At 61.1% G+C, this 24,128-nt stretch carries 23 protein-coding genes; 13 read left to right on the forward strand and 10 right to left on the reverse strand.

Annotated features, from left to right (window positions below):
* Window positions 1-21: 21 nt before the first annotated feature.
* The 5 genes from HME9302_RS03355 to HME9302_RS03375 all read left to right on the forward strand — a co-directional run bounded on the left by HME9302_RS03355 (window position 22) and on the right by HME9302_RS03375 (window position 4,881).
* On the forward strand, window positions 22-1,464 hold the full coding sequence (locus HME9302_RS03355; protein WP_181815670.1) for a circularly permuted type 2 ATP-grasp protein: 1,443 nt from the start codon (window positions 22-24) through the stop codon (window positions 1,462-1,464).
* A gap of 31 nt (window positions 1,465-1,495) precedes the next feature.
* Complete coding sequence (locus HME9302_RS03360) at window positions 1,496-2,440, forward strand: alpha-E domain-containing protein (protein WP_115365841.1); 945 nt, start codon at window positions 1,496-1,498, stop codon at window positions 2,438-2,440.
* Between the two features lie 10 nt (window positions 2,441-2,450).
* Window positions 2,451-3,266 (forward strand): transglutaminase family protein, encoded by an 816-nt coding sequence (locus HME9302_RS03365; RefSeq protein WP_115365842.1) that lies wholly within the window; start codon window positions 2,451-2,453, stop codon window positions 3,264-3,266.
* A 46-nt stretch (window positions 3,267-3,312) separates the two neighbouring features.
* Window positions 3,313-4,056, forward strand: coding sequence for a proteasome-type protease (locus HME9302_RS03370; protein ID WP_115365843.1), 744 nt, complete (start codon window positions 3,313-3,315; stop codon window positions 4,054-4,056).
* A 183-nt stretch (window positions 4,057-4,239) separates the two neighbouring features.
* Complete coding sequence (locus tag HME9302_RS03375; RefSeq protein WP_115365844.1) at window positions 4,240-4,881, forward strand: response regulator transcription factor; 642 nt, start codon at window positions 4,240-4,242, stop codon at window positions 4,879-4,881.
* A gap of 37 nt (window positions 4,882-4,918) precedes the next feature.
* On the opposite strand, the gene HME9302_RS03380 is transcribed toward HME9302_RS03375, so the two are convergent.
* Both HME9302_RS03380 and putP read right to left on the reverse strand, forming a co-directional pair.
* On the reverse strand, window positions 4,919-5,482 hold the full coding sequence (locus tag HME9302_RS03380) for an extensin family protein (RefSeq protein ID WP_230079852.1): 564 nt from the start codon (window positions 5,480-5,482) through the stop codon (window positions 4,919-4,921).
* Window positions 5,483-5,669: 187 nt separating this feature from the next.
* On the reverse strand, window positions 5,670-7,172 hold the full coding sequence (gene putP / locus HME9302_RS03385; RefSeq protein ID WP_115365846.1) for a sodium/proline symporter PutP: 1,503 nt from the start codon (window positions 7,170-7,172) through the stop codon (window positions 5,670-5,672).
* Window positions 7,173-7,382: 210 nt separating this feature from the next.
* Between putP and HME9302_RS03390 the strand changes: the two genes are divergently transcribed.
* From HME9302_RS03390 to HME9302_RS03400, 3 genes are all read left to right on the forward strand, one after another.
* Entirely contained in the window at window positions 7,383-8,144 is a 762-nt protein-coding gene (locus HME9302_RS03390) for a hypothetical protein (RefSeq protein ID WP_115365847.1), read from the forward strand.
* Between the two features lie 43 nt (window positions 8,145-8,187).
* Window positions 8,188-8,697: a hypothetical protein gene (locus HME9302_RS03395; RefSeq protein ID WP_115365848.1), complete on the forward strand. Its 510-nt coding sequence runs from the start codon at window positions 8,188-8,190 to the stop codon at window positions 8,695-8,697.
* A gap of 162 nt (window positions 8,698-8,859) precedes the next feature.
* Complete coding sequence (locus HME9302_RS03400; protein ID WP_115365849.1) at window positions 8,860-9,876, forward strand: inorganic phosphate transporter; 1,017 nt, start codon at window positions 8,860-8,862, stop codon at window positions 9,874-9,876.
* A gap of 55 nt (window positions 9,877-9,931) precedes the next feature.
* Here HME9302_RS03400 and typA read toward each other — a convergent pair whose 3' ends face one another.
* Window positions 9,932-11,755: a translational GTPase TypA gene (gene typA, locus HME9302_RS03405; protein WP_115365850.1), complete on the reverse strand. Its 1,824-nt coding sequence runs from the start codon at window positions 11,753-11,755 to the stop codon at window positions 9,932-9,934.
* Window positions 11,756-12,141: 386 nt separating this feature from the next.
* On the opposite strand from typA, the gene HME9302_RS03410 reads away from it, so the two are divergent.
* Complete coding sequence (locus HME9302_RS03410) at window positions 12,142-14,808, forward strand: TonB-dependent receptor (RefSeq protein WP_115365851.1); 2,667 nt, start codon at window positions 12,142-12,144, stop codon at window positions 14,806-14,808.
* A 118-nt stretch (window positions 14,809-14,926) separates the two neighbouring features.
* The gene (locus HME9302_RS03415; RefSeq protein WP_181815671.1) at window positions 14,927-15,400 is read left to right on the forward strand and encodes a DUF805 domain-containing protein; all 474 of its coding nucleotides are present in this window, start codon (window positions 14,927-14,929) and stop codon (window positions 15,398-15,400) included.
* 5 nt (window positions 15,401-15,405) lie between these two features.
* Here HME9302_RS03415 and HME9302_RS03420 read toward each other — a convergent pair whose 3' ends face one another.
* Both HME9302_RS03420 and HME9302_RS03425 read right to left on the reverse strand, forming a co-directional pair.
* Window positions 15,406-17,940, reverse strand: a complete 2,535-nt coding sequence (locus tag HME9302_RS03420) for an ABC transporter permease (RefSeq protein WP_115365853.1) — start codon at window positions 17,938-17,940, stop codon at window positions 15,406-15,408.
* Window positions 17,940-18,641: an ABC transporter ATP-binding protein gene (locus tag HME9302_RS03425; RefSeq protein WP_115365854.1), complete on the reverse strand. Its 702-nt coding sequence runs from the start codon at window positions 18,639-18,641 to the stop codon at window positions 17,940-17,942. Before HME9302_RS03425 ends, HME9302_RS03420 begins: the two co-directional genes overlap by 1 nt.
* Before the next feature lie 46 nt (window positions 18,642-18,687).
* On the opposite strand from HME9302_RS03425, the gene HME9302_RS03430 reads away from it, so the two are divergent.
* Window positions 18,688-19,413 (forward strand): arylesterase, encoded by a 726-nt coding sequence (locus HME9302_RS03430; protein ID WP_115367444.1) that lies wholly within the window; start codon window positions 18,688-18,690, stop codon window positions 19,411-19,413.
* A 19-nt stretch (window positions 19,414-19,432) separates the two neighbouring features.
* Here HME9302_RS03430 and recF read toward each other — a convergent pair whose 3' ends face one another.
* Window positions 19,433-20,551 carry a DNA replication/repair protein RecF gene (gene recF / locus HME9302_RS03435; protein WP_115365855.1) on the reverse strand — a complete coding sequence of 373 codons (1,119 nt, stop codon included), beginning with the start codon at window positions 20,549-20,551 and terminating at the stop codon, window positions 19,433-19,435.
* Window positions 20,552-20,799: 248 nt separating this feature from the next.
* Here recF and HME9302_RS13475 point away from each other — a divergent pair, with 248 nt between their 5' ends.
* On the forward strand, window positions 20,800-20,922 hold the full coding sequence (locus HME9302_RS13475; protein WP_268243471.1) for a hypothetical protein: 123 nt from the start codon (window positions 20,800-20,802) through the stop codon (window positions 20,920-20,922).
* Window positions 20,919-21,155: a PspC domain-containing protein gene (locus tag HME9302_RS03440; RefSeq protein WP_115365856.1), complete on the forward strand. Its 237-nt coding sequence runs from the start codon at window positions 20,919-20,921 to the stop codon at window positions 21,153-21,155. The genes HME9302_RS13475 and HME9302_RS03440 overlap by 4 nt, the downstream gene beginning before the upstream one ends.
* Before the next feature lie 76 nt (window positions 21,156-21,231).
* Here the strand turns inward: HME9302_RS03440 and HME9302_RS03445 are convergent, their stop codons facing one another.
* From HME9302_RS03445 to HME9302_RS03460, 4 genes are read right to left on the reverse strand one after another with little or no spacing between them, the layout of a single operon-like run.
* Window positions 21,232-22,026 carry an SDR family oxidoreductase gene (locus tag HME9302_RS03445; RefSeq protein ID WP_115365857.1) on the reverse strand — a complete coding sequence of 265 codons (795 nt, stop codon included), beginning with the start codon at window positions 22,024-22,026 and terminating at the stop codon, window positions 21,232-21,234.
* Window positions 22,023-22,616 carry an NUDIX hydrolase gene (locus HME9302_RS03450; RefSeq protein ID WP_115365858.1) on the reverse strand — a complete coding sequence of 198 codons (594 nt, stop codon included), beginning with the start codon at window positions 22,614-22,616 and terminating at the stop codon, window positions 22,023-22,025. The genes HME9302_RS03445 and HME9302_RS03450 overlap by 4 nt, the downstream gene beginning before the upstream one ends.
* A complete protein-coding gene (locus HME9302_RS03455; protein ID WP_115365859.1) occupies window positions 22,616-23,290 on the reverse strand; it encodes a TPM domain-containing protein in 675 nt (224 codons plus the stop codon). The genes HME9302_RS03450 and HME9302_RS03455 overlap by 1 nt, the downstream gene beginning before the upstream one ends.
* Window positions 23,291-24,127 carry a TPM domain-containing protein gene (locus HME9302_RS03460; protein WP_115365860.1) on the reverse strand — a complete coding sequence of 279 codons (837 nt, stop codon included), beginning with the start codon at window positions 24,125-24,127 and terminating at the stop codon, window positions 23,291-23,293. It abuts the gene before it with no gap.
* Between the last annotated feature and the right edge of the window lies 1 nt (window position 24,128).

The raw sequence follows: 24,128 nt of genomic DNA on the forward strand, positions 1-24,128 counted from the left end.
CCTGTGCCATCAGCGGGCGCGATGCCCCGGGGGTTCATCATCGGCGACAACAGTTTTTTCAACGAGATGCGCAATGCCGACGGCAGCGTGCGTCCGGCTTACGAAGATTACGCAACCTGGTTTGATGAGCAGGAAGACGGATTTCTGGCGCGCAAGGGTGCCGAGGCGGAAGGGGCCTTTCGCAAGACCGGCATCACCTTCAATGTCTATGGCGAGGATGAGGCTGAAGAACGTCTAATCCCGTTCGACATGGTGCCGCGGGTGTTGACTGCGAGCGAATGGCGCCGGCTTACGCGCGGTATCGAACAGCGGGTCAAGGCGCTAAACGCCTTCATGTACGATCTCTATCACCGGCAGGAGATCATCCGCGCCGGTCGCCTGCCGCAGCGATTGTTCCGCAATAACGAAGCCTGGCTTCCCAACATGGTCGGTTTTACGCCGCCGGGCGGGGTCTACACCCACATCGTAGGAATTGATTTGGTTCGTACCGGGCCGGACGAGTTTTACGTGCTGGAAGACAATGCGCGCACCCCGTCGGGCGTTTCCTACATGCTGGAAAACCGCGAAACGATGATGAGCATGTTCCCCGAACTATTCACCCGCGTCGGCGTGCGCCCGGTTTCGGACTATCCGCGCCGCCTTGCCAAAAGCCTTGCGGCCTGTGCCCCCGATATGACGACCGGCAAGCCTCGCGTCGCTGTGCTGACGCCGGGTATCTACAACAGCGCCTATTACGAACACGCCTTCCTTGCCGATCAGATGGGCGCAGAGCTGGTCGAGGGTAGCGATTTGCGCGTGATCGATGGCCGCGTGGCGATGCGGACCACCCATGGGTTCCAGCCGGTCGACGTGATCTACCGGCGGGTTGATGACGATTTTCTCGATCCGCTGACTTTCAACCCCGACAGCGCGCTGGGCGTGCCGGGCATCATGGATGTATACCGCGCGGGCGGCATCACGATTGCAAACGCGCCAGGTACCGGCGTGTGCGACGACAAGGCGATTTACAGCTTCATGCCGGAAATCGTCGAATTCTATACCGGCGAAAAGCCGCTGCTGCCGAACGTCCAGACCTGGCGCTGCGCTGAGCCGGACAGCCTGGCCTATGTGCTCGACAATCTGGCCGAACTGGTGGTGAAAGAAGTCCACGGTTCGGGCGGTTACGGAATGCTCATTGGCCCGGCGGCGAATTCCGACGAACTGGACGCATTCCGCCGCAAGCTGCGGGACAATCCGGAAAATTACATCGCACAGCCGACGCTGGCGCTTAGCACTTGTCCCATTTTTACCGAAAGCGGCCTTGCCCCGCGTCACGTCGATTTACGGCCCTACGTGCTGGTTTCACCCAATGGGGTAGATATCACGCCCGGTGGTCTAACGCGGGTAGCGATGGAGGATGGATCGCTGGTCGTGAACTCTTCGCAAGGCGGAGGCACCAAGGATACTTGGGTGTTGAAAGACTGATGGCTGCGCGCGCAACACGGGAAACAGCTTCATGTTAGGTCGCACCGCAAATGGCGTGTTCTGGCTCTTCCGGTATCTGGAGCGGGTCGAAAATACCGCCCGCCTGCTGGATGCGGGTCTGCGCATGGCGCTCACCCGCGATATCGTTACGGCGGAGGAAGAGTGGCGCTCGGTCATGGAAACTGCCGGGCAGCGCGCCGGTTACGAAACGAAGCATGGTACCTATACGGGCGTACAGGCCTGGAACTATATCCTGCGGGATAATGACAATCCGGCAAACGTCCTGAAAATGTTCGAAGGTGTTCGAACAAACGCCCGTTTGGCGCGCAACGCGATCAGCGGCGAATTGTGGGAAGCCATCAACGAAGGCTGGATGCAGATCGAAGAGCTGCTGTCACGGCCGGTCGGCCAAGGCGAAGTTGGCGAGGTTATCGCGACGATTCGCCGCGCCGCTACTCTCGCTCATGGCGCGGTTGACGGTACTTTGTTGCGCAATGCGGCGTATTACTTTGGCCGGGCGGGCACCTTCCTGGAACGCGCCGACAGCACCGCCCGCATCCTCGATATCAAGTACTACCTGCTGCTGCCGTCCTTCAGTCATGTCGGCTCCAGCCTGGATACTGGCCAATGGGAGCATATTCTGCGCTCCGTATCGGGTGACCGTGCCTATCGCTGGCTCAATGCAGGCAATATCGATGCGCGCGGTATGGTCGAATTTCTGGTGCTGGACGACCGGTTTCCGCGCAGTCTCGCCTTTTGCCATTCGGCTCTCCGCGATAATCTGGCGGCGCTGGCCCGGGTGCATGGCCGCGAAGGGCAGTGCAACGAAATCATCCGCCAAGCCGATATCGAACTGACCGACCTGACGATCGACGCCGTGCTCGAGCAGGGATTGCACCAGTTCCTGCAGCAATTCACTAATCGCAATGCCGCCATATCATCCGCCATCGCGGACGATTACCGGTTTCTTGCCTGAGGATACGCCAATGCGCCTCTCCATCAAACATACCAGCACCTATCGCTTCGGCGGGCCTGTGGTCCATGCGTTGCAACGTCTGCGCCTGACCCCCAAAGCCACGCAGGGACAGAAAATCGTCAAGTGGGGGATGAAATACACTAACGCGAACCCCGAACTCGAATATGAAGACCAGCACTTCAACACCGTGACGCTGGTCGCTGTCGAACCGGAAGTGCGCGAGGTTATGGTCGAATGTAGCGGTGTCGTGGATACGGAAGACAATGCCGGGGTAATCGGCAAGCATTCAGGGCATCTGCCGCTCTGGAGCTTTTTGGGGCAGACCAGCCTGACCAAACCAGGCAAGGCGGTCCGCGCGCTGATGGACGATTTGCCGGATCCCGAGAACGACAAGGTGGCGTTCCTGCACGCTCTGTCTGCCAAAATCGTGGACCGCGTGGATTATCGCATCGGCGAAACCGGGGTGAAGACGACCGGCGAAGAGGCCGCAGAGCATGGGAGCGGTGTATGTCAGGACCATGCACATATTTTCCTGGGCGCGGCGCGTGCGGCCGATATCCCTGCGCGTTACGTGTCAGGATATTTGATGATGAACGACCGTATCGATCAGGAAGCTACGCACGCCTGGGCCGAAGCGCATGTCGATGGGCTTGGCTGGGTAGGGTTCGACGTATCCAACGGCATCAGCCCGGATCCCCGCTATGTTCGCGTGGCGACGGGCCGGGATTATCGTGACGCCGCGCCGATTACCGGCATCAGCTTTGGCGGGCTGGCGGAAAATCTCGAAGTGAATGTCGCTGTCGAACAGCAGCAGAACCAGCAATAACAACCCGCCTGCCACCGGCAGCGCGCGATAAAGGATAGACGCTACAATGACGTATTGTGTGGGTATGATGCTCGAAAAAGGGATCGTCATGATGAGCGACACCCGAACGAATTCGGGCGTCGATAATATCAGCGTCTTCCGTAAGATGTTCCACTGGTCGAAGCCGGGTGAACGCATGATGGCGGTCATGACCGCCGGTAATCTTGCCACTACGCAGGCTGTTATCAGCAGGCTGGAAGAACGAACCAAGGCACCCGAGGATCGCAGCATCGGCCTGTTCGAGGCGCCGACGATGTTTCAAGTGGCAACCGAAATCGGTCAGATGTTACGTGAAACGATCGCTCATCGGCAAAAAGCCAATGGCGAGGCCGGACGGCGCAAATTTACCGCCTCGATCATTCTTGCAGGACAGATCGCAGGTATGGAACCGCGCCTGTTCATGATCTACCCCGAAGGCAACTTCATCGAAGCGAGCTATGACACGCCGTTCTTCCAGATCGGCGAGACTAAATATGGCCGTCCGATCCTGATCCGCGGTTACGACCGGGACATGAGTTTCGAAGACGCAGTCAAGCTGCTGATGGTGTCCTTCGACTCCACACTGAAGGCTAACCTGTCGGTCGGGCTGCCGCTCGATATGATGGTGATCGGCCGTGACGATTTTGCGGCTACGCATGAGCGTCGGCTCACGCACGACGATCCCTATTTCGAACGGTTGAGCGACGAATGGGGCAATGCCCTTCGCACGGCGTTCCATTCGCTGCCGCCATACAGCTTTCCGGATACGTAATCCCCCTTAGGAAAACGGCCTAGGGGGTGTTCCGCAAGGATGATCCCCTAGCCGTTAACTCCAGATCGGTGCGAAATTTTTACCGCATTTCCGCCGTTTGGGATGGTCTGATGAATGGTTGAACAACCGGATCGGTATTGGTCCGGAATGCGCGAAGCTGCGTAATGCCGCACTCTTCCGGGCATGGAACAGCGTCAGATCATTCATTTCGTCGACCCCTCCAGCCGGATGCGGGCCGAATTGTCCCGCCTTGCCTACGACCTTGGCCACCATGCCGAAGTTTACAGCGATGGCGATGAACTGGTGGCCGATCCGCCACGGGAAGGCATTCTGGTCCTGCGCGACAGTCCGGCATGCGGTGAGATCGGGGATATCATGGACCGGCTTGCGCAAACCGGCGTATGGCTGCCGCTGATTGCAGCTGCCGAGAACCCGCAGGCGGACCGGATCGTGGCCGCAATCAAGGCGGGTGCGCTCGACTATCTCAGCCTGCCGCTCGATTCCACCAACCTTGCCAACGCTATCCAGCGGATCGGGCGCGAGGCTCGGGAGCATTCTGTCATGCGCCGCCGGATGATCGACGCGCGCACGCGGATTGCCAATCTCTCGGTCCGTGAACGTGAAGTGCTGGACTGGCTTGCGGAAGGCAGCAGCAACAAGCTAATCGCCCGCGAACTCGAAATCAGTCCGCGTACCGTGGAAATCCACCGGGCGAACATGATGACCAAGCTGGGCGCGAAACATTCGGCTGAAGCGGTCCGGATGCGCATCGAAGCGCAGATCGACGGGACGCAAATGGCCATGCGGCAGCCGGTGGCGGCGTAGTTGTGACCTATAAACGCGCCCGGTGGCTCGAGGTCCATTAGCGACAAAAATTCCGCCGACCGCCGATTGTGCTTTCGAGATGGAAATGATCGCGATGCGCGCTGTCGTAATCCGGGCTGAGGACCGTCCCGAACCGGCGGCAAGCGCTTCTGTGGACAGTCCGTAGAAACTCGCGCTCCGCCTGTGTGCCGTCGTCCCAATGGCGCAATACCGATATGCGCCTGCCATCCTCCAATACGAACCCGCCCACATCGATTGCTTCAGCGGTCGAGTGGGCCGAACGGCGGGAAGAACCGGCGACATTACGGCAGGCGAAGCTACCCATGGTTTCGATTTGGGCGAGCGGACTGCCAAGAATCTGCCGCGCCGCACGATCCACCCCGAACCGCGCCCACGCTGCGAATGTGGTTGCCACAGGGCAGGCCACCGGACCCAGATTGCTTACGGAAAAGTTTGCCAGATCACCGCGCAGTGCAGTGAACTCCACAGTGTTGCGAAGGTTGCACCGATCCGGCGAAAGCTTGTCCGGTAGTGGCGAGAAACGCGCGCCCGTCTGACCTAGCTGGGCAAGACATTGCTGCGCACCGGGCGTTCGGCTCATGCGGGCGGTAGTATTAGTCGTACCAACAACGGGCCTTACGTTCTCGCCAGTACGACCTTCCGGCAGAAGATTGCACGCACTCAGAGCAAACGGAACTACAAGTATAGTCAGCAGGGCGGGACGGGCAGTCATGCAGCCATTGTGAAACCTGCAAGATTAAGGGCGGCCTAATCGACTGAGCCTGATTTTACGCCTGTGCGTGCACAGGCGCTGCCTGTGTTGCTTTACTTACCAGCCAGATCGCCAACCAACTTGCGACAAAGCCCGGAACGATTTCATACAAGCCCGGTCCCCCGAGGAAGGACGCATTCCAGCCGAGCGCGATCCATAATGCGACGACTGCCGCGCCGGTCACCAGTCCTGCCACCGCGCCTGCTCCGGTCATCCGGTCCCATGTCAGCGCCAGTACGATCAGCGGACCGAAGGCGGCACCGAACCCTGCCCAGGCATTACCAACCAGCCCCAACACCTGCGATTCCGGATCGGCAGCGATGATGCCGGCCATGATGGCGACCAGCAGCACGGCCAGGCGGCTGACGTTCACGGTCTCACGTTCGCTGGCATTGCGGCGGATGAACAGGCGGTAGAAGTCTTCCGTCAGGCTGCTGGAACTGACCAGCAGTTGCGAACTGATGGTGGACATAATCGCGGCCAGCAATGCCGCCAGCAGGAAACCTGTGATCAGCGGATGGAACAGCAGGCCCGCCAGCACGATGAAGATCGTCTCGGGGTCGGCCAGCGCGATGCCGTTAGCTTCGGCGAAAGCGCGGCCTGTCACGCCCAGCCCGATGGCTCCCAGCAGCGACACTGCCATCCAGCTCAATCCGATATTGCGGGCGGTGGGTACCTCCGCCACGCTGCGGATTGCCATGAACCGCACGATGATGTGCGGCTGCCCGAAATAGCCCAGGCCCCAGGTCACCGCGCTGATGAAGCCTATGAAAGTAAGCCCGCCGAACAGGTTGAAGAACCCCGGCTGGACCGCGTCCATCGTCGCCATGACACCGCCGAACCCGCCCCCGATACCGGCATCGCTCATCAATACGACCGCGGGCATCAGCACCAGCGCCACCACCATGATGCAGCCCTGCACGAAATCGGTCAGGCTGACCGCGAGGAATCCGCCGATCATCGTATAGGCCAGCACCACGGTCGCGGTAATCCAGATGCCCAGCATGTAGTCGCTTTGGCCCCCGAACAAGTCAGAGCTTGGCAGCAACCCGGCAAACGCGGTTTCGAACAGCTTGCCGCCGCCTACCAGTCCTGCGGCGGTATAGACGGTGAAGAACAACACGATGACGATCGCGGAAATGACCCGCAGCGCCACGGCCTTGTCGGGGAAGCGGTTGGCGAGGAATTCCGGTATCGTCAGCGCATTGCCCAGCCGCTCGGTCTGTTCGCGCAGACGCGGGGCGACGATGATCCAGTTGGCCACCGCGCCCGCAAACAGTCCGATGCCGATCCACGCCTCGACCAGACCGGCGGCATATAGCGCGCCGGGCAGGCCCAGTAGTAACCAGCCCGACATATCGGACGCACCAGCCGACAGGGCTGCCACGGCGGGGGAGAGGCTGCGACCGGCAAGCAGATAGCCCGCACTGTCAGCGGTCGATTTGCGCCAGGCATACAGTCCGATGCCCAGCATCAGGATAAAGTACAGGGCGAGCGAAACGAGAGTGCCGGTTTCCATGATCCGCCCCTAACAGCGGGCGGCGGGAAAAGACAATTGCCGCGCCTGACACCGATCTGGCTACCAGTTGAGAATGGTAGACTTGCGTACAAGGTCATGGCGCGGCAGACGGTTGGAGAGGGGGCGGGTTATGCATTTGAACGCCAACAACGTTTTAAGGACAATCCTAGCCGGTCAAGGCAGCCTTCACGGCCGAGTGCGGGTGCGATCATGACTGCACCTGTACTGTTGACCGCCGGGATGGCGCTCGCTTTCTGTGCGGTGCATCTATTTGTCGGCAAGCTGCGGTTTCTCGACGTTGCGCCACGTTCCCGGTGGCTCAGCTTCGCCGGCGGGGTCGCGGTCGGGTATGTGTTCCTGCATGTCATGCCGGAGATCGGGGCACATGGAGGTGACTTCGCCAGTGCTACCGGATGGTCGGTTCCCGCGGCAGAAGCGGCGGTTTACACGCTGGCGCTGGCTGGACTCGTGCTGTTCTATGGCATCGAGCAGGCGCTAGAACGGTCACGCGGGACCCGGATGGAGCAGGAGGGGCGCGACCGTCCGCACCATTCCGTCTTCTGGCTGCATATCGCTGCTTCGGCGCTGCTGGTTTTCATTATCGGCTACCTGTTGAACCACCGTGAAGATGACAGCGTCGCGGGTATCGCGCTGTTCTTTACCGCAATGGTACTGCACTTCGTAACCGCAGATTACGGTACCCGCGCGGACCATCCCGAAATCTACGACAGTCGTGGCCGCTGGGTGCTCGTCGTAGCGACGCTGGGCGGTTGGCTGACAGGGTTGGGCGTGGAATTGCCCGAACTTGCCATCGGATGCCTGTTTGCGTTTGTCGGCGGGGCGATCGTGCTGGTGGTGCTGAAGGAAGAACTGCCGACCGACCGGGAAAGCGCCTTCCAGCCGTTCCTGCTCGGCATTGTCCTCTACTCTGTGCTCGTGCTGGGCGAGGTTGCCGTGGTTGGTTGGGAGTAATGTGGTATCGGAAACGTGATACTGTAAGGCGCGTATTTACTGCATGAAAGCAACTGGTATCTTCAGGATCGTGCCGTTCGCCCTGTCGGCGATCGCTTTGACAGCTTGCGGCGAACCGGCACCGGACACAGCAAAATCCGGCAGCGCCCAGTTGGAAGCGACTGCGGCGGCCGACGGCGAAACCAAAGCCACTTCCGACCTTTCGCAAGACCCCAACCTTGCGCAAGATTATACAGAGCGGCAGGCCGTGAAAGCTCCGGAGGAAACGGTTATTCCTGAACGCTTCCGCGGGACTTATGGCGAAACTCGTGACGCCTGCGCACAACGAAATCACGGGAACTTCACGATAACGGCCGATCGCATCGATTTTTTCGAAAGCAACGGTGAAGTCCAATCGGTGCGGGTCGACGGCGATTATGCAGCCGCCAGCATCAGGGAACCCTATGCGGACGAGGTCAGCGAGTACGTTTTCTACATGGCGCTGGAAAGTGGAGAGACCCTGCGCTTCCGGTACGATAAGGGCGAGCGCCAGACGTGGGTAAGGTGCGATTGATCCCGGCTGCTGCGAAGGACAGACTTGCATTTACTACTGACTATGAAGCCGCGCTGTAACCACTCGAAGCAGTTGAACGAACCGGTCTCGCCAAGCGCGTTGCCAAGCGCGATGCGTATCTGACCTGACCGTAACACCGGCAAGTCCACACCGGGAGACCCCATGACCATTGCACTGCTCGCCTTCGCGGCGCTTTTCCTCGCTTTCAGCAATGGGGCCAACGACAATTTCAAGGGGTTTGCTACGGTCTGGGGCAGTGCGACGCTGCCCTATCGCCGCGCCTTGATAATGGCGACAGGGGCGACCGTTCTGGGCGGCCTCGCATCGGTGTTTATTGCGGACGGGTTGGTCGCGCAATTTTCGGGAAAAGGGCTGGTGGGTGACGATCTGGCTAACACCCCGGGGTTCGCGTTGGCTGTCGCGGCGGGCGCAGCCGGAACGGTCATTCTGGCAACCCGGCTGGGTTTCCCCGTATCCACTACCCATGCCCTTGTCGGCGGATTGGTCGGCGCGGGGCTAGCGTTGAGCGATACCGGCGTGGCCTTGGGCAATTTGGGAACGGGTTTCGTGCTGCCCCTTCTGACAAGTCCGTTCCTGTCTGCCGGTCTGGCGTTTGCTGTTTTCGTGCTGCTGCGCCTTATCAAAGTGCGGCGGGCACGGTCCGCGGTAGGGTATGGCGGTATGCCGGGACTGTCGGCCGCCACCACCTCGCCGCGCCCTCGTTTCGCCAAGATGATTGAGCCGCTGCATCTGCTGTCGGCAGCAAGCATCTGTTTTGCGCGTGGAGTAAACGACACACCGAAGATCGCCGCGTTGCTGATCGGGACCAGAATGGTGACCCCGCAATACTCGGCGCTGGCGGTGGCCCTGGCGATGGCCGTGGGCGGTTGGCTGTTATCGCGCCGAGTGGCTGAAACGATGAGCCTGAAGCTCAATCGCCTGGACGCAGTGCAAGGTGTTTCCGCCAATCTGATCACCGCCGGCCTGGTACTTGGGGCGAGCCGGTTTGGCCTGCCAGTTTCGACCACACATGTGTCGGTCGGATCGATTATCGGCACCGGCGCGGCCGCAGGTACGCTGGACCTGTCTGTCGTGCGCAGCGTGTTGCTGTCCTGGGTGGCCACATTACCCGTCGCGGCGGGGCTGGCCTATGCCATTGGAACGATGTTGGGGGTATAATATTGGCGGTATAATATTGGGGGTCTGAGCAAAGCCGCCCAAACCCCACGCCGGTTCAATCGGAAGCGCGGCGGCGGTTTTTCTTGCGTTCGTTCGGATCGAGTTCGGCCTTGCGCAGGCGGATGCTCGATGGGGTAACCTCGACCATTTCGTCGTCGCCGATATAAGCGATGGCCTGTTCGAGCGTCATCACACGCGGCGGGGTGAGGCGGATAGCGTCATCCTTGCCGGTGGAGCGGAAGTTGGTGAGCTGCTTCGACTTCATCGGATTGACTTCCAGATCGTCGGGCTTGGCGTTTTCGCCGATTACCATGCCTTCGTAGATCTTGGCATTTGCGCCGATGAACAGTTCGCCACGTTCTTCCAGCATGTTGAGTGCATAGGCCGCCGCTTCACCGTCGCAGTTGGAGATAAGCGCGCCGTTGGCGTTGCTTTCGATCTGGCCCTTATACACGTCGTACTTCTCGTACAGGCGGTTCATGATCCCGGTGCCGCGCGTGTCGGACAGGAATTCACCGTGGTAGCCGATCAAGCCGCGCGAGGGGGCGGAGAAGGTGATGCGGGTCTTGCCAGCGCCGCTGGGGCGCATGTCGGTAAGCTCGCCCTTGCGTTTCTGCATTTTCTCCACGACGTTGCCCGAATATTCATCGTCCACATCGATGACGACGGTTTCGTATGGTTCGGTACGCTTGCCGTTATCGTCCTCACGGAACAGGACGCGCGGGCGCGAAATGCCCAGCTCGAAGCCTTCGCGGCGCATCGTTTCGATCAGCACTCCCAGCTGCAATTCCCCGCGCCCGGCCACTTCGAAACTGTCCTTGTCGGCGCTTTCGGTGACGCGAATGGCGACATTGGTTTCCGCCTCGCGCGCCAGACGGTCGCGGATCATGCGGCTCGTCACCTTGCTACCCTCGCGGCCCGCCAAGGGTGAATCATTCACACTGAACTGCATGGCGAGCGTGGGCGGATCGATCTTCTGTGCAAAGATCGGTTCGGTCACGGCGGGATCGGCGATGGTGTTGGATACGGTCGCCTTCTCCAGCCCGGCGATGGCGATGATGTCGCCTGCGCTAGCAGTTTCCACCGGCACCCGCTCCAGCCCGTCGAAGCTCATCAGCTTGGTTGCACGGCCCACTTCCACCACTTCGCCATCGGCGTCGATGGCGCGGATCGGATCATTGATGTTGACCGTGCCAGACTGGACGCGCCCCGTTAGCACGCGGCCCATGAAGTTGTCCCGGTCGAGCAGTGTGGCGAGGAAGCTGAACGGGCCATCCTTGTCGAGGCCCGGTTCCGGCACATGGCTGATGATGAGATCGAACAAAGGTGTCAGATCGCCCTCGCGCGCGGTTTCATTATCGGAGGCATAACCGTCGCGGCCCGACGCCCAAAGCGAGGGGAAGTCGAGCTGTTCGTCGTTCGCATCGAGGCTGGCGAACAGGTCGAACACTTCGTCCAGCACTTCCTGCGGGCGTGCATCGCTGCGGTCGATCTTGTTGACGACCACGATGGGTTTCAACCCGAGCGCCAGCGCCTTGCCGGTGACGAACTTGGTCTGCGGCATCGGCCCTTCGGCGCTGTCCACCAGCAGGATAACGCCATCGACCATCGACAGGATACGCTCCACCTCGGCCCCGAAATCGGCGTGGCCCGGTGTGTCTACAATATTGATACGCGTATCGCCGAATTCCACCGACGTACATTTCGCTAGAATAGTAATTCCGCGCTCTTTTTCCAGATCGTTGGAATCCATCGCCCGTTCTTCGACGCGCTGATTTTCGCGGAAGGTGCCGGACTGGCGGAAAAGCTGGTCCACGAGAGTGGTCTTGCCGTGGTCGACGTGGGCGATAATCGCCACGTTGCGAAGGGAGGAGGTCATGCTGTCTCGTCTGGTCGGCACGCCGCCATATTCCTGCGCGGAAGTGCGGGGGCGGAGTGCTGGAAAAAAGAAAGGCGCCGTGAGCGCCCTTTCGTTGCGCGCGCCTTACCCCAGCTTGCCTGGCAGGGCAAGCTTTGCTGCACCTGCGAAGGTAGGCAGGTCCTGCCGGCGAACCTGCGCGGTTCAGGTGTGTCTTGCGTGCCACAACCAGTCGCTAAGTAGCGGGTATGGGCGCTATTTCACGCTTGTGCCGTGTGGGGCCTGCGATTATGCGCATCAGCATAGAGGCAAACCACACACACCTGCCAAGGCCGTATCAAGGGCCAAGGTCGTATCAAGGCCCAGGTCGTACCAAGAATTGCCCGCTACGGAGAGGACACCAGTACATGAACTTCACGTCTTTCGGCGCCACCAATGTGCGCACCCTGCTGATGACCGGCGCTGCGGCAGCTGCGTTTTCGGTTCCTTCGATCGCCAGCGCCCAAGGCGTCGGGACGGACGAAGCCGAAGCCCAGATCGAAACGCCCGACGATGGCGATACTTTTACCGGGATCGAGGAAAGCCGCTCCGCGAACGAGATTATCGTCACCGCGACCAAGCGCGCCCGGACCCTGCAGGATACCCCCGTTTCCGTCAGCGTGACGACGGCCGAAACGCTGGAACGCGCCGAAATTCGCGACCTTATCGATCTCCAGACGGTTACCCCGTCCTTGCGCGTCAGCCAGCTGCAAAGCTCCGCCAACACTACCTTCATCATTCGCGGCTTCGGTAACGGCGCCAACAATGTCGGCATCGAACCATCCGTTGGTGTTTTCATCGACGGGGTGTTCCGCAGCCGCTCCGCTGGCCAGATCGGTGACATCGCCAACGTGTCGCGCATCGAAGTGCTGCGCGGACCGCAATCTACGCTGTTCGGCAAGAACGCCTCCGCCGGTGTCATTTCCGTCATCACCCGCGAACCGCAGTTCGATTTCGGCGGCTCGGTTTCCGCCACTTACGGTAATTTCGATCAGATCGTGCTGAAGGCCGATGTGACCGGCCCGATTACCGATACCATCGCGTTCTCGATCGACGGCAACTTGAACAAGCGCGACGGTTATGTCGATGTTGTGAACCTGGGTGAGAAGATCAATGAGCGCGACCGTTACGGCGTTCGCGGCCAATTGCTGTTCGAACCGTCCGATACGCTCAAGCTGCGTGCCATCGGCGATTATTCCAAGATCGATGAGCTGTGCTGCTTTGCCGGTAACGTCCTCGCTGGTCCTACGACAGCGGCTATCATCGGTGCGGGCGGACAGATCCAGCCAAACGACCTGTTTTCCGACCGGACATTCCTGAATGTGCTGCCGGAAAACGAGATCGAAAGCTATGGCGGCTCGCTTCAAGGCGATCTGGAACTGGGCGCGCTGACGCTTACCTCCATCACCGCCTATCGCGAACTGCGCAGCTTCAACGCTCAGGATGTCGATTTCACCAGCGCCAATATCGTCAATGAATTCCGCGATCAGGCGATCGATACGTTCACGCAGGAAGTTCGCGTTACGTCGGATTTCGACGGGCCTCTCAATTTCCTGCTCGGCGGCTTCTATTTCGATGAATCCGTGGTCCAGAATAGTGGTTTGGACACTGGCCCGCAGGGCCGGGCGTTCTTCAATCTGCTGGCAGGCGGTGCGCTTCCGTTTGCAGAAGCCGGTCTCGGTCTGCCAGCCGGTAGCATCTTTGCACCTGGCCCGCTGACACGGGAACTGTTTACGCTGGACAACACGTCCTACTCGATCTTCGGTACGGTCGATTTCGAACTGACCGACCGGCTCACACTGACTGCCGGGTTCAACTACACCGACGATTCCAAGGACTTTACGCTTTCGCAGCAGTCCAGCGATCCCTTAGCCAACATCAATCTGGTGGATGCGGTCATCGTGGGTCAGATCGCCCAGATTTTGCAAATCCCACCCAGCGCAGTAACCCCTGCGGTTATCGGTGGTTTCCAGCAAGCCAATCCCGCTGCGTTCGGCCAGATCGCTGCAGCGGCTACCAATCCTGCGCTCAACCCGCTGCTTGGGCTGCAGGCGTTGCAATTCCAGCCGCCGTTCGTGGACTTGCCGAACTCGGTCGAGCCGGGCGAAACGAACGATGACGATTTCAGCTATACCCTGCGTGCGTCTTACGAGGTCAACAACAACGTAAACGTTTATGCGACCTATGCGACGGGCTTCAAGGCGTCTTCGGTCAACCTGTCACGTGACAGCCGCCCATCGAATGCGGACTTCATAGCAGGACCGGGCGGTAGCACGATCCTGGCACCATCATCGCCAATCCGCGATGCCGGGCTGGCCGTCCCCAACCTGAGCAGCGGTTCGCGTTTCGCCGGGCCGGAAGATTCCGAAGTTTATGAAGTCGGCCTGAAAGCCAGTTTCCCCGGTTTCGGTTTCAACCTCGCTATATTCGACCAGACGATCGAAGGCTTCCAGTCGTTCGCATTTACAGGCACGGGCTTTGCCCTCACCAACGCTGGTGAACAATCGACCCGCGGCGTGGAGTTCGACACGACGATTTCACCCAGTGATGCGTTGCTGTTTACCTTCGCCACGACATATCTCGATGCGACCTTCGACAGCTTCCCCGGTTCCGCCGTGGGCGATCTGACGGGTGAAACGCCAGCCGGCATTCCGGAATGGACCATCTCTACCTCGGCGCAGTATACGCAGGAGCTGGGCAATTCCGGCAGCGCGCTGATCGGGCGGGTGGATTACTACCACGAAAGCAACACCCAGATCCTTGACGGCGTGCCCGGCTTCGGTGCCACGGCAACCGAGACCGCCAACGAAGTTGCTCGCCGTATCGCGCGCAATTATCGCCGCGAAGTGAACCAGGTGAACGCCTCGCTCACGCTGGCTCTGGATAATGGTTTCGAACTCAGCGCATGGGCGCGCAACCTGTTGGACGAACGTTACATCACGACGATCTTCCCCAGCGTGGCGCAGGCCGGATCGATTTCCGGCTACCCCAACGCTCCGCGCACTTACGGTGTAACGGGCCGTTTCCGGTTCTAATCGGGATTGCATGACCAAATGAAAAAAGGGGGTCCTTCGCGGCCCCCTTTTTATGCCGGTGTTGCGATCGGACCTGCCAACTGGAAATAGTGTATTGCATGACGGGAGCCGGCATCGCTTGAGCATCTTAGATACCTTGAAGCGACCGTTCGTTTTATGGAATGTTTGGCAAGATCGCGCCGGGCGCCGCGAATACTGGTTGTTCACGCTCGCCAATTTGCTGGTGGGCTTGGCCTTGGTGGCGATCTCGCTGGCAGCTGGCATCGAATGGGCGAACGACGGCGTGATGCGTTGGAGCGTTACGGCAGAAGCGAATGCCGACAATCCGGCGTTTAGGCCGCTATCGATTATTATCGCAATATGGCTGGTCGTGGTCACGTTGCCTTATATCGGGCTTAACGTCAGAAGGCTGCATGACCGCGGTTTTTCCGGCTGGTGGTACCTTGGCTATGTTGTTCTATCATCGCTGCCGGTGCTCGGTATCAGCCTGACCATTGCCTATTTTATTCAGATGGCGTTGCCCGGTACGAAGGAGGAAAACCGCTACGGTCCTGATCCGGTGGAGCGCAATCCCGATTACTTGTTGAAGTAACCATTCTATAGCGTGCGCAATGCCTGCGCTGGTTTAGCCCGTAGCAGCGGCAGCGATCCGGCCAGTGCGAACACCATGACGGTAGCGAGGCCGAAACCCAGTACTGCGAACACCTGCCCCCAATCGGGTAGCCAGTCGAATTCGAACAATTGTGTGATGACCAACCACGCAAGCCCGCTGCCCAAGGCCAGCGCGACGCCTGCGAGAATGAGGGCCAGCAAGCCGTATTCGAACAATTGCATCAGCAGTATCTGCCGCCTGCTCGCTCCCAGCACACGCAGTACGACCGTATCGTACATGCGCGCAGCCCGGGCCGCCGCGATTGCGCCGAGCAGCACGGCGAGGCCGGCCAGCACCGCCACCGATGCCGCCGCCAGCGTGGCAATCCCGACCTGGCCGAGGATGGTGCGCGCTTCTTCCAGCACCTGCCCGATCTCGATCACGGAACTTGACGGGAACGCGCCGACCAGTTGCCGTAGCAACGGGCCGGTGGGCGTGCCTTCCGGCAGGTCGATGGTGGCGGCCAGATTGTGCGGGGCGTCCGCGAGCGCGTTGGGACTGAAGACCAGCACATAGTTGAAGCCCATGCTTTCCCAGTCGATCCGCCGCAAATTGGCAACGCGGGCGGTACGCTCGACGCCGAGCACCCCGATTGTAATGTAATCCCCGATGGCGAGGTCGATAGCGGCAGCAAACTCCTCATCCACCGACACCAGCGGCTCGCCGTCATGGGCCTCGCCCCACCATTCGCCTTCGGTGAGCGAGTTGCCAGGCGGCACATTTGCGGAATAGGTTAGCCCGCGTTCGCCGCGCAGCGCCCAGGCACCATCCGGCAGTTCCTCCAGATCGGCCACCCGCGTCATCGCGTCTTGCGGGCCATATGCCAGCACTGCGCCGCGTAGGGCCGGCACGGTGCGGATCGCCGCGTCGGCACTGGTCTGGCGTACGAGCGCGCGAAATTCCGCTTCCCCGTCGCGCGGCACGTCGAGCACGAAATAGTCGGGTGCTTCAGCCGGAACACGGCTCTGGATATTGCCATCGATACTGGACTGAATGGCCGCCAGCAGCACGAACGCGGCAAGTCCGAAACCTAAAGCCGTCACCAGCGCCCCGGTGCTAGACCCCGGACGATGCAGATTGGCGAGCGCATTGCGGAGCAGCGGGTTGGACGAACGGGGCAACCGGGTAGAGGCCTTACGGATCGCCCAGCCAAGCAATGCAAGCAGACCCAGAGCAGCGGCGGCACCTACCAAAAACAAGCCCGACAGCATCGGATTGGACGATGTCAGCAACGCGATGGCAATAATTGCTGCCAGTCCTCCGACGATCCAAGTCAGTGCCCGTCCATCGCGTCCCAGCGACCCCATCCGCGACCGCATCAGCGCCATGGCAGGGAACTGGCGTGCACGGGCCAGCGGCGTCGCGGCGAATACCAGTGCAACCAGCAAGCCGTAAGCAGCGGCGACTATTAGAGCCATTGGCGCGAACACGAAGCCGCTGGATACCGGCAGTAGCCCATCCAGTGCGCCGGCCAGCAACGGGGTCACCAGCATACCCACTAGCAATCCTGCAACCGTGCCGACCAGCGCAGCAGCGCCGATCTGCAACGCATAGATACGCGCGATATCGCGGCTGCTAGCACCCAGCACCTTGAAAGTGGCGATGCTGGCCCGGCGCGCTTCGAGATAGGATGATACGCCGCCGCCGATGCCGATCCCGGCAATTACCAGCGCGGCCAGACCGACCAATGTCAGAAATTCGCCCATCCGCCCGACGAACCGGTCCGCCCCCGGCGAAGCGCGATCACGCGTGCGATATTCGAAGCCTGAATTGGGGAAACGTTCTTCCAGAGCCTCGCGCACGGTATCGGGCGGTGTCGCATCTCCGAACGCCACGCGATACTTGCTCTGATACATCGCGCCTGGCTGGATCAGGCCGGCGCGTTCGGGCATGGTTTTAGCCACGATGATGGTGGGCCCAAGCTGGAAGCCTTCGCCCAGCCGGTCCGGTTCGTCCGCAATAATTCCGCCGATCTCCAGCTCGACCGTGCCGATGCGAAAACGATCGCCCACTGCCAAGTCCAGCCGGTCGATTGCGCCTTGGGCCAGCCATGCCTGTCCTTCGGGCGGCGCCCTTGCGGTGCGTCCGTCGGCCAAGGTGAGCTCGCCATAGAGAGGCCAGTTCTCGTCGACTGCCTTCAGCTCGACCGGCGCGGCGTTTTCGCCCGAAGTCGCCATGGCCTGCAGCCTTGTGCCGCCGGAAACATCGCCATATTCTTCCAGAGCCGCAAGTTCCTCCGCACTGGGACCGCGCTGCCAAAGCTCTACCTGCAGATCGCCACCAAGGATCGTCTGGCCGCGATCTTGCAGCTCGCTCTCGATGGCGCTGGTAAGCGTGCCGATGGCGGCAAGCGCCCCGGTGCCGAGGAACAGGCAGATCAGCAACAGGCGCAAGCCGCGAAAATTCGCGTTGAGGTCGCGTCGCGCAATACGCCACGCGGTTCCCCAGCCGAGAGAGGTTTGTGCGGCCTCGCCCGTCATCAGGCGGCGGCTGCGCTGCGTGTATCGCTCGCGATGATACCGTCGGCCATGGTCAACACCCGGTCGCAGCGAGCGGCCAGTTCCGCATCATGCGTGATGATCAGCAACGTGGCGCCGGTTTCAGCGCGGCGAGCGAACAACAGGTCGATGATTTCGTGCCCGGTCGCCGCATCCAGATTGCCGGTTGGTTCGTCGGCAAAGATAAGGTCCGGCCGACCGGCAGTGGCGCGGGCGATAGCGACGCGCTGTTGCTCGCCCCCTGAGAGCTGCGCGGGCAAATGCCCCAGCCGATGGCCAAGCCCGACCGCCTTCAGTTCCGCCCGGCTACGCGCATCCGCGTCGGCAATTCCGGCAAGCTCCATCGGCGTTGCCACATTTTCGGTAGCGGTCATGGTCGGAAGCAGGTGAAACGCCTGTAGCACGATGCCGATCCGTCCGCGCCGCGCCTGTGCCAGCGCGTCTTCGTCCATGGCAGCAAAGTCGGCTCCCGCCACCTGCAATGCGCCACCCGTCGCCCGTTCGAGGCCGGAAAGCACTGCCATCAGGGAGCTCTTTCCCGAACCCGACGGGCCGAGCAGGGCGACCACATCACCGCGAGTAACGTCGAGATCGACACCGCGCAGGATATCGACCGGCGCATCGTGGCTACCGAGGGTCAGGGTCAGGTTTCGGGCGGAAATCGCAAGGTCTGGACTTGTCACCTTATATAGATGGCATAGGCATAGGTCTCAAACAAGGATGGACCCCATGAAACTCAGTAATTTGGCTATCGCCCGGTGCCTTTCTTCGATTGCAATGTGCGCCGCTCTTGCCGCGTGCGACGAAAATGCCGGCGATGCGGTAGCGGAACCAACTGCCGCACGGGAGCAGGTGGCAGATGATGTCAGCCAGCCGGTTATGGGTCCGCAGCGGCAAGTCCTCGCGTTCGGGAACAGCCTGTTCGCCGGCTACCGCGTGCCGGCGGCGGATGCCTATCCGGCGAAACTGCAGAACGCATTGCGAGCGCGCGGCATCAACGCGCAGGTCGTCAATGCCGGTGTGTCGGGCGACACCACGGCGGCCGGGTTGCAGCGTTTCGCGTTTACTCTGAATGCGCAGGATACCCCGCCCGAACTGGTGATCCTTGAATTGGGCGGCAACGATCTGCTGCGTAATCTACCGCCCGAAGCGACCCGTGCAAACCTTGCCGCGATGCTGGATGAACTGAAAAAGCGCGACATCCCGGCAATTCTGTTCGGTATGCGTGCGCCGCCCAACCTGGGGCCGGACTACGTCGCGCAATATGATGCGCTGTACCGCGATTTGGCGGAGCAATACGGAGCCGCGCTGGTGCCGTTTTTCCTTGAGCCGGTTTACGATCAACCACGGCTGATCCAGCCCGACCGTATCCATCCCACGACCGAAGGGATCGAGGCGCTGGTAGCCTATACGGCGGATGACGTGGCGGAAGCGCTGCCGGACGCTGCGAAGTAAAGGGCGTGCGGGGCGGGGCCTAGACCCGCTCCACAACTCCGTTCCCGACCCGCCATACGGCAGCTTCCTCCAGGATATCCGCGAACGGCGCGCTTTCTGTGCCGGTTAGCCAGACCTGCGCGCCGCCTTCGCGCAGCCGTGCAAACAGCGCGGTGCGCCTGACTGGATCGAGATGCGCAGCGACCTCGTCCAGCAAAAGTAGCGAAGGCCGCCCACGTGCGGCAAGTTCGGCATGGGCGAGGGTAATCGCTATCAGCATGGCTTTCTGCTCACCGGTGGAGCAGCGCGCAGCCTCCATTCCGGCGCTGTGATCTGCTTCGCCGGAAGCCGCCATTCGAACCTCCAACTCGTCACGATGCGGGCCTATCAGTGTGCGACCGGCGCGTTGATCCTGCGGACGGTTCGTGGCCAGTGCCGCGATCAGTTCCTCGCGAATGATCGGCCCGCCGGGCACCAGCGTCAGGGCTGGACGGGCAAATGGTTCGGCGGGCAGGGCGGACAATGCCTCCATCAGCGCGCCCACCAGCCGCGCGCGCCCCTGCGCCAGCATTGCGCCGTGTTCCGCAAGACGCGGCTCGACTGCCGAAAGCCATTGCGGATCGGCCGGCTGGCCGCGATCCTGCGCATCCGAAAGCAACCGGTTACGTTCGCGCAAGGCGGCTTCATACCGGCTTGCATGTCCGGCATGGGCAGGATCGAGCGCCAGCGCCATCCGGTCGAGGAACCGCCGCCGTGCGCCTGCGCTGTCGGTAAACAACCGGTCCATTGCCGGCGTGAGCCAGCTTAGAGAAAGCCATTCGCCAAGCGCCAGGGCGCTGGCGGCCGCGCTGTTGATGCGCACCAATCGCCGGGTCGGTTGCGCGGCCTCGGTCTGGGTACCCAGCCGCACGGGGTCGCCGCCATCATCTGTTTGCAGGGTAGCCCCTACGGCAAATCCGCCCGCACCGCGCTGCTCAGCCATATCTGGCAACATCGCGCGGCGTAGCCCGCGCCCAGGTGCCAGCAGCGAGATTGCCTCCAATACGTTGGTTTTTCCCGCACCGTTTTCCCCGATCAGCAGGTTGAAGCGCCGCGTGTCGTCGAGAGTGGTCGCGCTATGATTGCGAAAGCGCGCGAGGCTGATCTGGGTAAGTGCCATGAGGGCGTTCGAGATAGGAGCAGCAAACCGAAATCGCCAGCGAAACCATGCTGGCTGCCAAACGGGCAAACTTAACAAACCAAAAGTTGGTGCAAATCACCGATTGTTTGTATTTTCATTGACGATCGATGAATAAGTTTGTCAGGAACCCTTTGATAACGCGCGATTTACCGAAACTGGCACGGCCCGTGCAAAGTATCCGGTGTCCAGCCAGTCCCGGCCAGACAGTTTAACAAAGGAGACTTTCCATGACCGCATTCTCGAACCGCATCACCGCTGCCGTAGGCTCGCTCGCAATTTCCGCCGTTCTTTTGGCAACTGCAATTCTGCCGGCCACACAAAGCGTCGCCAATAGCGGAATGATCGCATGAACCAGCTGAACCACAACGCGGGCGGCGGTGCGCCGTCCGACCGTACCGGATCGAATAGCCACAGGTTTACGCTCGACAAGCGAAACGCGAAACTGGCCGGGGTCTGCTCCGGCATCGCACGATACTTCGAAGTGGATGCCACGATGGTCCGGATCGGGTTTGTCGCAGGAACGCTGCTTGGCTTCGGATCGCTGTTGATCGTTTATCTTATCATCGCGCTGGTGGCGGACTGATCGCCGCCAGCCATCTTTCCATCCTCATACAGGCCCGATCGGACAATCGTACTCACTCTCACACTCATGTCCAGGTTCACATAGCGGAAATTCCGCCGTCGAGTTTGAGTTCGGCGGCGGTCATGAAGCGGCTTTCGTCGCTTGCCAAATAGAGCACCCCGGCGGCGATGTCGTCGGGTTCCCCGACTCTGCCGAGCGGCACCTGCCGCGCGAGCTTGCCCATTACCACTTCCTTGTCGATCCCGGCATTTGCCGCCATTCCGTCCAGAATGGGCGTATCTACAAAGGTCGGATGGACCGAATTGCACCTGATATCCCAACCCTTTTTCGCGGCATGGAGCGCGACCGATTTGGTCAGCATCCAGACGGCCGCTTTCGATGCGTTGTAAGCGGGCATTGTATCGCTTGCGATCAGGCCGGCGATGGAACTGATGTTCACGATCGAGCCGGGCTGGTTGTCGGCCATCAGCGGCAGAGCGCGCTGGCAGCCGAGGAAGGCGCTGTCGACATTCACCGAAAATGCCAGCTTCCAGTCTTCGAAGCTGCAGGTTTCGATATTGCCCTTCACGCCGATCCCGGCATTGTTGACCAGCACCGACAACCCGCCCATTTGGTCGCGCGCCATTTCGATCGCAGCGTCCCAGTCTTCCGCATTCGTCACGTCGTGCTTCAGTGCGAATGCAGTACCAGCCCCCAGTTCTGAATTGAGTGCGGCTGCGGTTGCTTCGGCGCCTTCGCCATTGATATCTGTGCAAAGGACGCGCGCGCCTTCACGTGCCAGCATGGTCGCTTCCGCTGCGCCGAGCCCTTGCGCAGCCCCGGTTACCAGCGCCAGTTTTCCGGCCACGCGGCCTGCCTTGCGGTCAGTCATAATCCGTCTCCCAATATTGTTTGGCCGAGCGCGAGCAGGATACGCGTATCGATGCCCGCTCCGCGTACCCGTGCATCTGTAATGAAGTCCTCGATACCGTCCAATGGTACGCGGTGGACCGCTATGTTTTCGCCCGCGACCCCGCCGCCATCACCGACCTTGGTAAGGCCTTGCGCACGGACCAGCGTGAATGCTTCGCTGACCATGCCTGGGGAGGAGTAGAACTCGCCGCAATTCGTCAGGCGGGCGGCTCGGTAACCAGTTTCTTCTTCCAGTTCCCGTCCGGCTGCGGCAAGCGCAACTTCGCCTTCGCCGCCATCCTCGTCGCCGATCAAACCGGCGGGCAGTTCGATGCATGGCTTGCCGAGCGGGACCCGGTACTGTTCGACGAGCAATATGTGCCCATCTTCCACCGCCAGAATGACCGCAGCCCGAATGCCCCGAGCGCGGCCGACATATTCCCAGCGACCGCGCGTCTTGGCGGTTATGAATTTTCCCTGCCAGCGTATTTCTTCCGGCAGGTCTGCATCAGGATCGCGAAGGCCGTCTACCTGACCATGGGCAATGCCGTCGCCCTTTCCGAATGGCATCAGACTTCGATCAGCCGGTCGGGCAGTTCATTGGTGTCATCTTCCGCGCGTGGGAAATGCTCGGACAGGATTTGCCCGACATCGCGAACACCGGCAGCCATGCCTTCCGCAATGCGGCCCTGCTTTATCTCGACCAGCATGTCGGCCATCGCTTCCCCCCAGACTTCGGCGGAAACCTTTGCCGCGATCGGTTCGTCGGCCACGATTTCAGCGCGATGTTCGTGCATGGACAAGTAGATCAACACGCCGGTGCGGCCATGCGTGCGGCGTTCGGCACCGACCTTGAAATGGGTGATGGCACGGTCGTGCACGCGGGTGGTTTTGACGAGCCCGGGGATTAGCGCGAATTTCAGCGGCGTCCATAGTTGCAGGAGCCAGACCCCGACGAATTTCAGAATTCCCAAGGCGGTGACCAGCCCGATTATACCGCCAGTGCTCCAATCGGTGTTCCAGGCACCGATGATCCAGTTGACCTTGTCCAGGAAGAAGTCCGGAAAAACCGCCCAGACCGTCATCGCGGTAAACGCAGCGAGGGCGGACCAGGCGAGCGCAATGTCGCTGTAACCATCGCTTCGATCGGCCAGTACCGTGACGATTTCGCCGGACGTGGAAAGTTCTGCCTGCGATACGGCTTCGGTTACGATGCGGTGGCCTGTTTCGTCCAGATACGCCATCTACCAGCCCCCGCTCGCGCCGCCGCCACCGAAGCTGCCACCGCCGCCGGAGAAACCTCCGCCGCCAAAGCCGCCTCCGCCGAAACCACCCCCGAAACCTCCGCCGCCCCAGCCACCACGGCGGCTACCGCGCGTGGCCTGGTTGACCGCTTCCCACAGCAGGATGTCACCCACGGCACCGCCGACGCCGCGGCGGCGGTATTTGCGCCCCCGTTTGCCGCGCAGCAGTGGCAGGATGAAGAAGAAGAACAGGAAGCCGACCCAGATGATGGCATTGACCGGAATGCCGGCCCCTTCGCTGCGGGCCCGCTGCTCGCCGGCTTGCGCCGCGATGGCGCGCGCTTCCTCCTCGGGCAGGATAAGCTGTTCGATTATGGCGTCGGTCCCGGCCACGATACCGCCTGCAAAATCGTTTTCGCGAAAGCGGGGAAGGATGGTGTTTTGCACGATCAACCCGGAAAGCCCGTCGGTCAGCACCGGCTCTGCGCCGTAGCCCACTTCAATCCGAACCTTTTTGTCGTTGGGTGCGACCAGCAGGATGACGCCGTCGTCGCGCTCCTCGTCCCCGATGCCCCATTCGCGGCCCAGCCGGTATCCATAATCGGAGATCGGGTATCCGCCCAGATCGGGTATGGTCGCGACCACGAATTGCCGCTGCGACTGGGTTTCCAGAGCAGCTAACTTCGCGTCGATCTCCGCCTCTATATCTGCCGGGATAATGTCCGCTTCATCCACCACCCGCCCACTCAGCGCAGGAAACTCCTGCGCCGCGAGCGGCCCGGCGAGGCCGAGCGCGAGGCTCGCCACCAGCAGGCGAACGATGGATCGAAGGGCCATG

The sequence above is a fragment of the Alteripontixanthobacter maritimus genome, from assembly GCF_003340475.1.
In the GTDB taxonomy this organism is placed as follows: Bacteria; Pseudomonadota; Alphaproteobacteria; order Sphingomonadales; family Sphingomonadaceae; genus Alteripontixanthobacter; species Alteripontixanthobacter maritimus.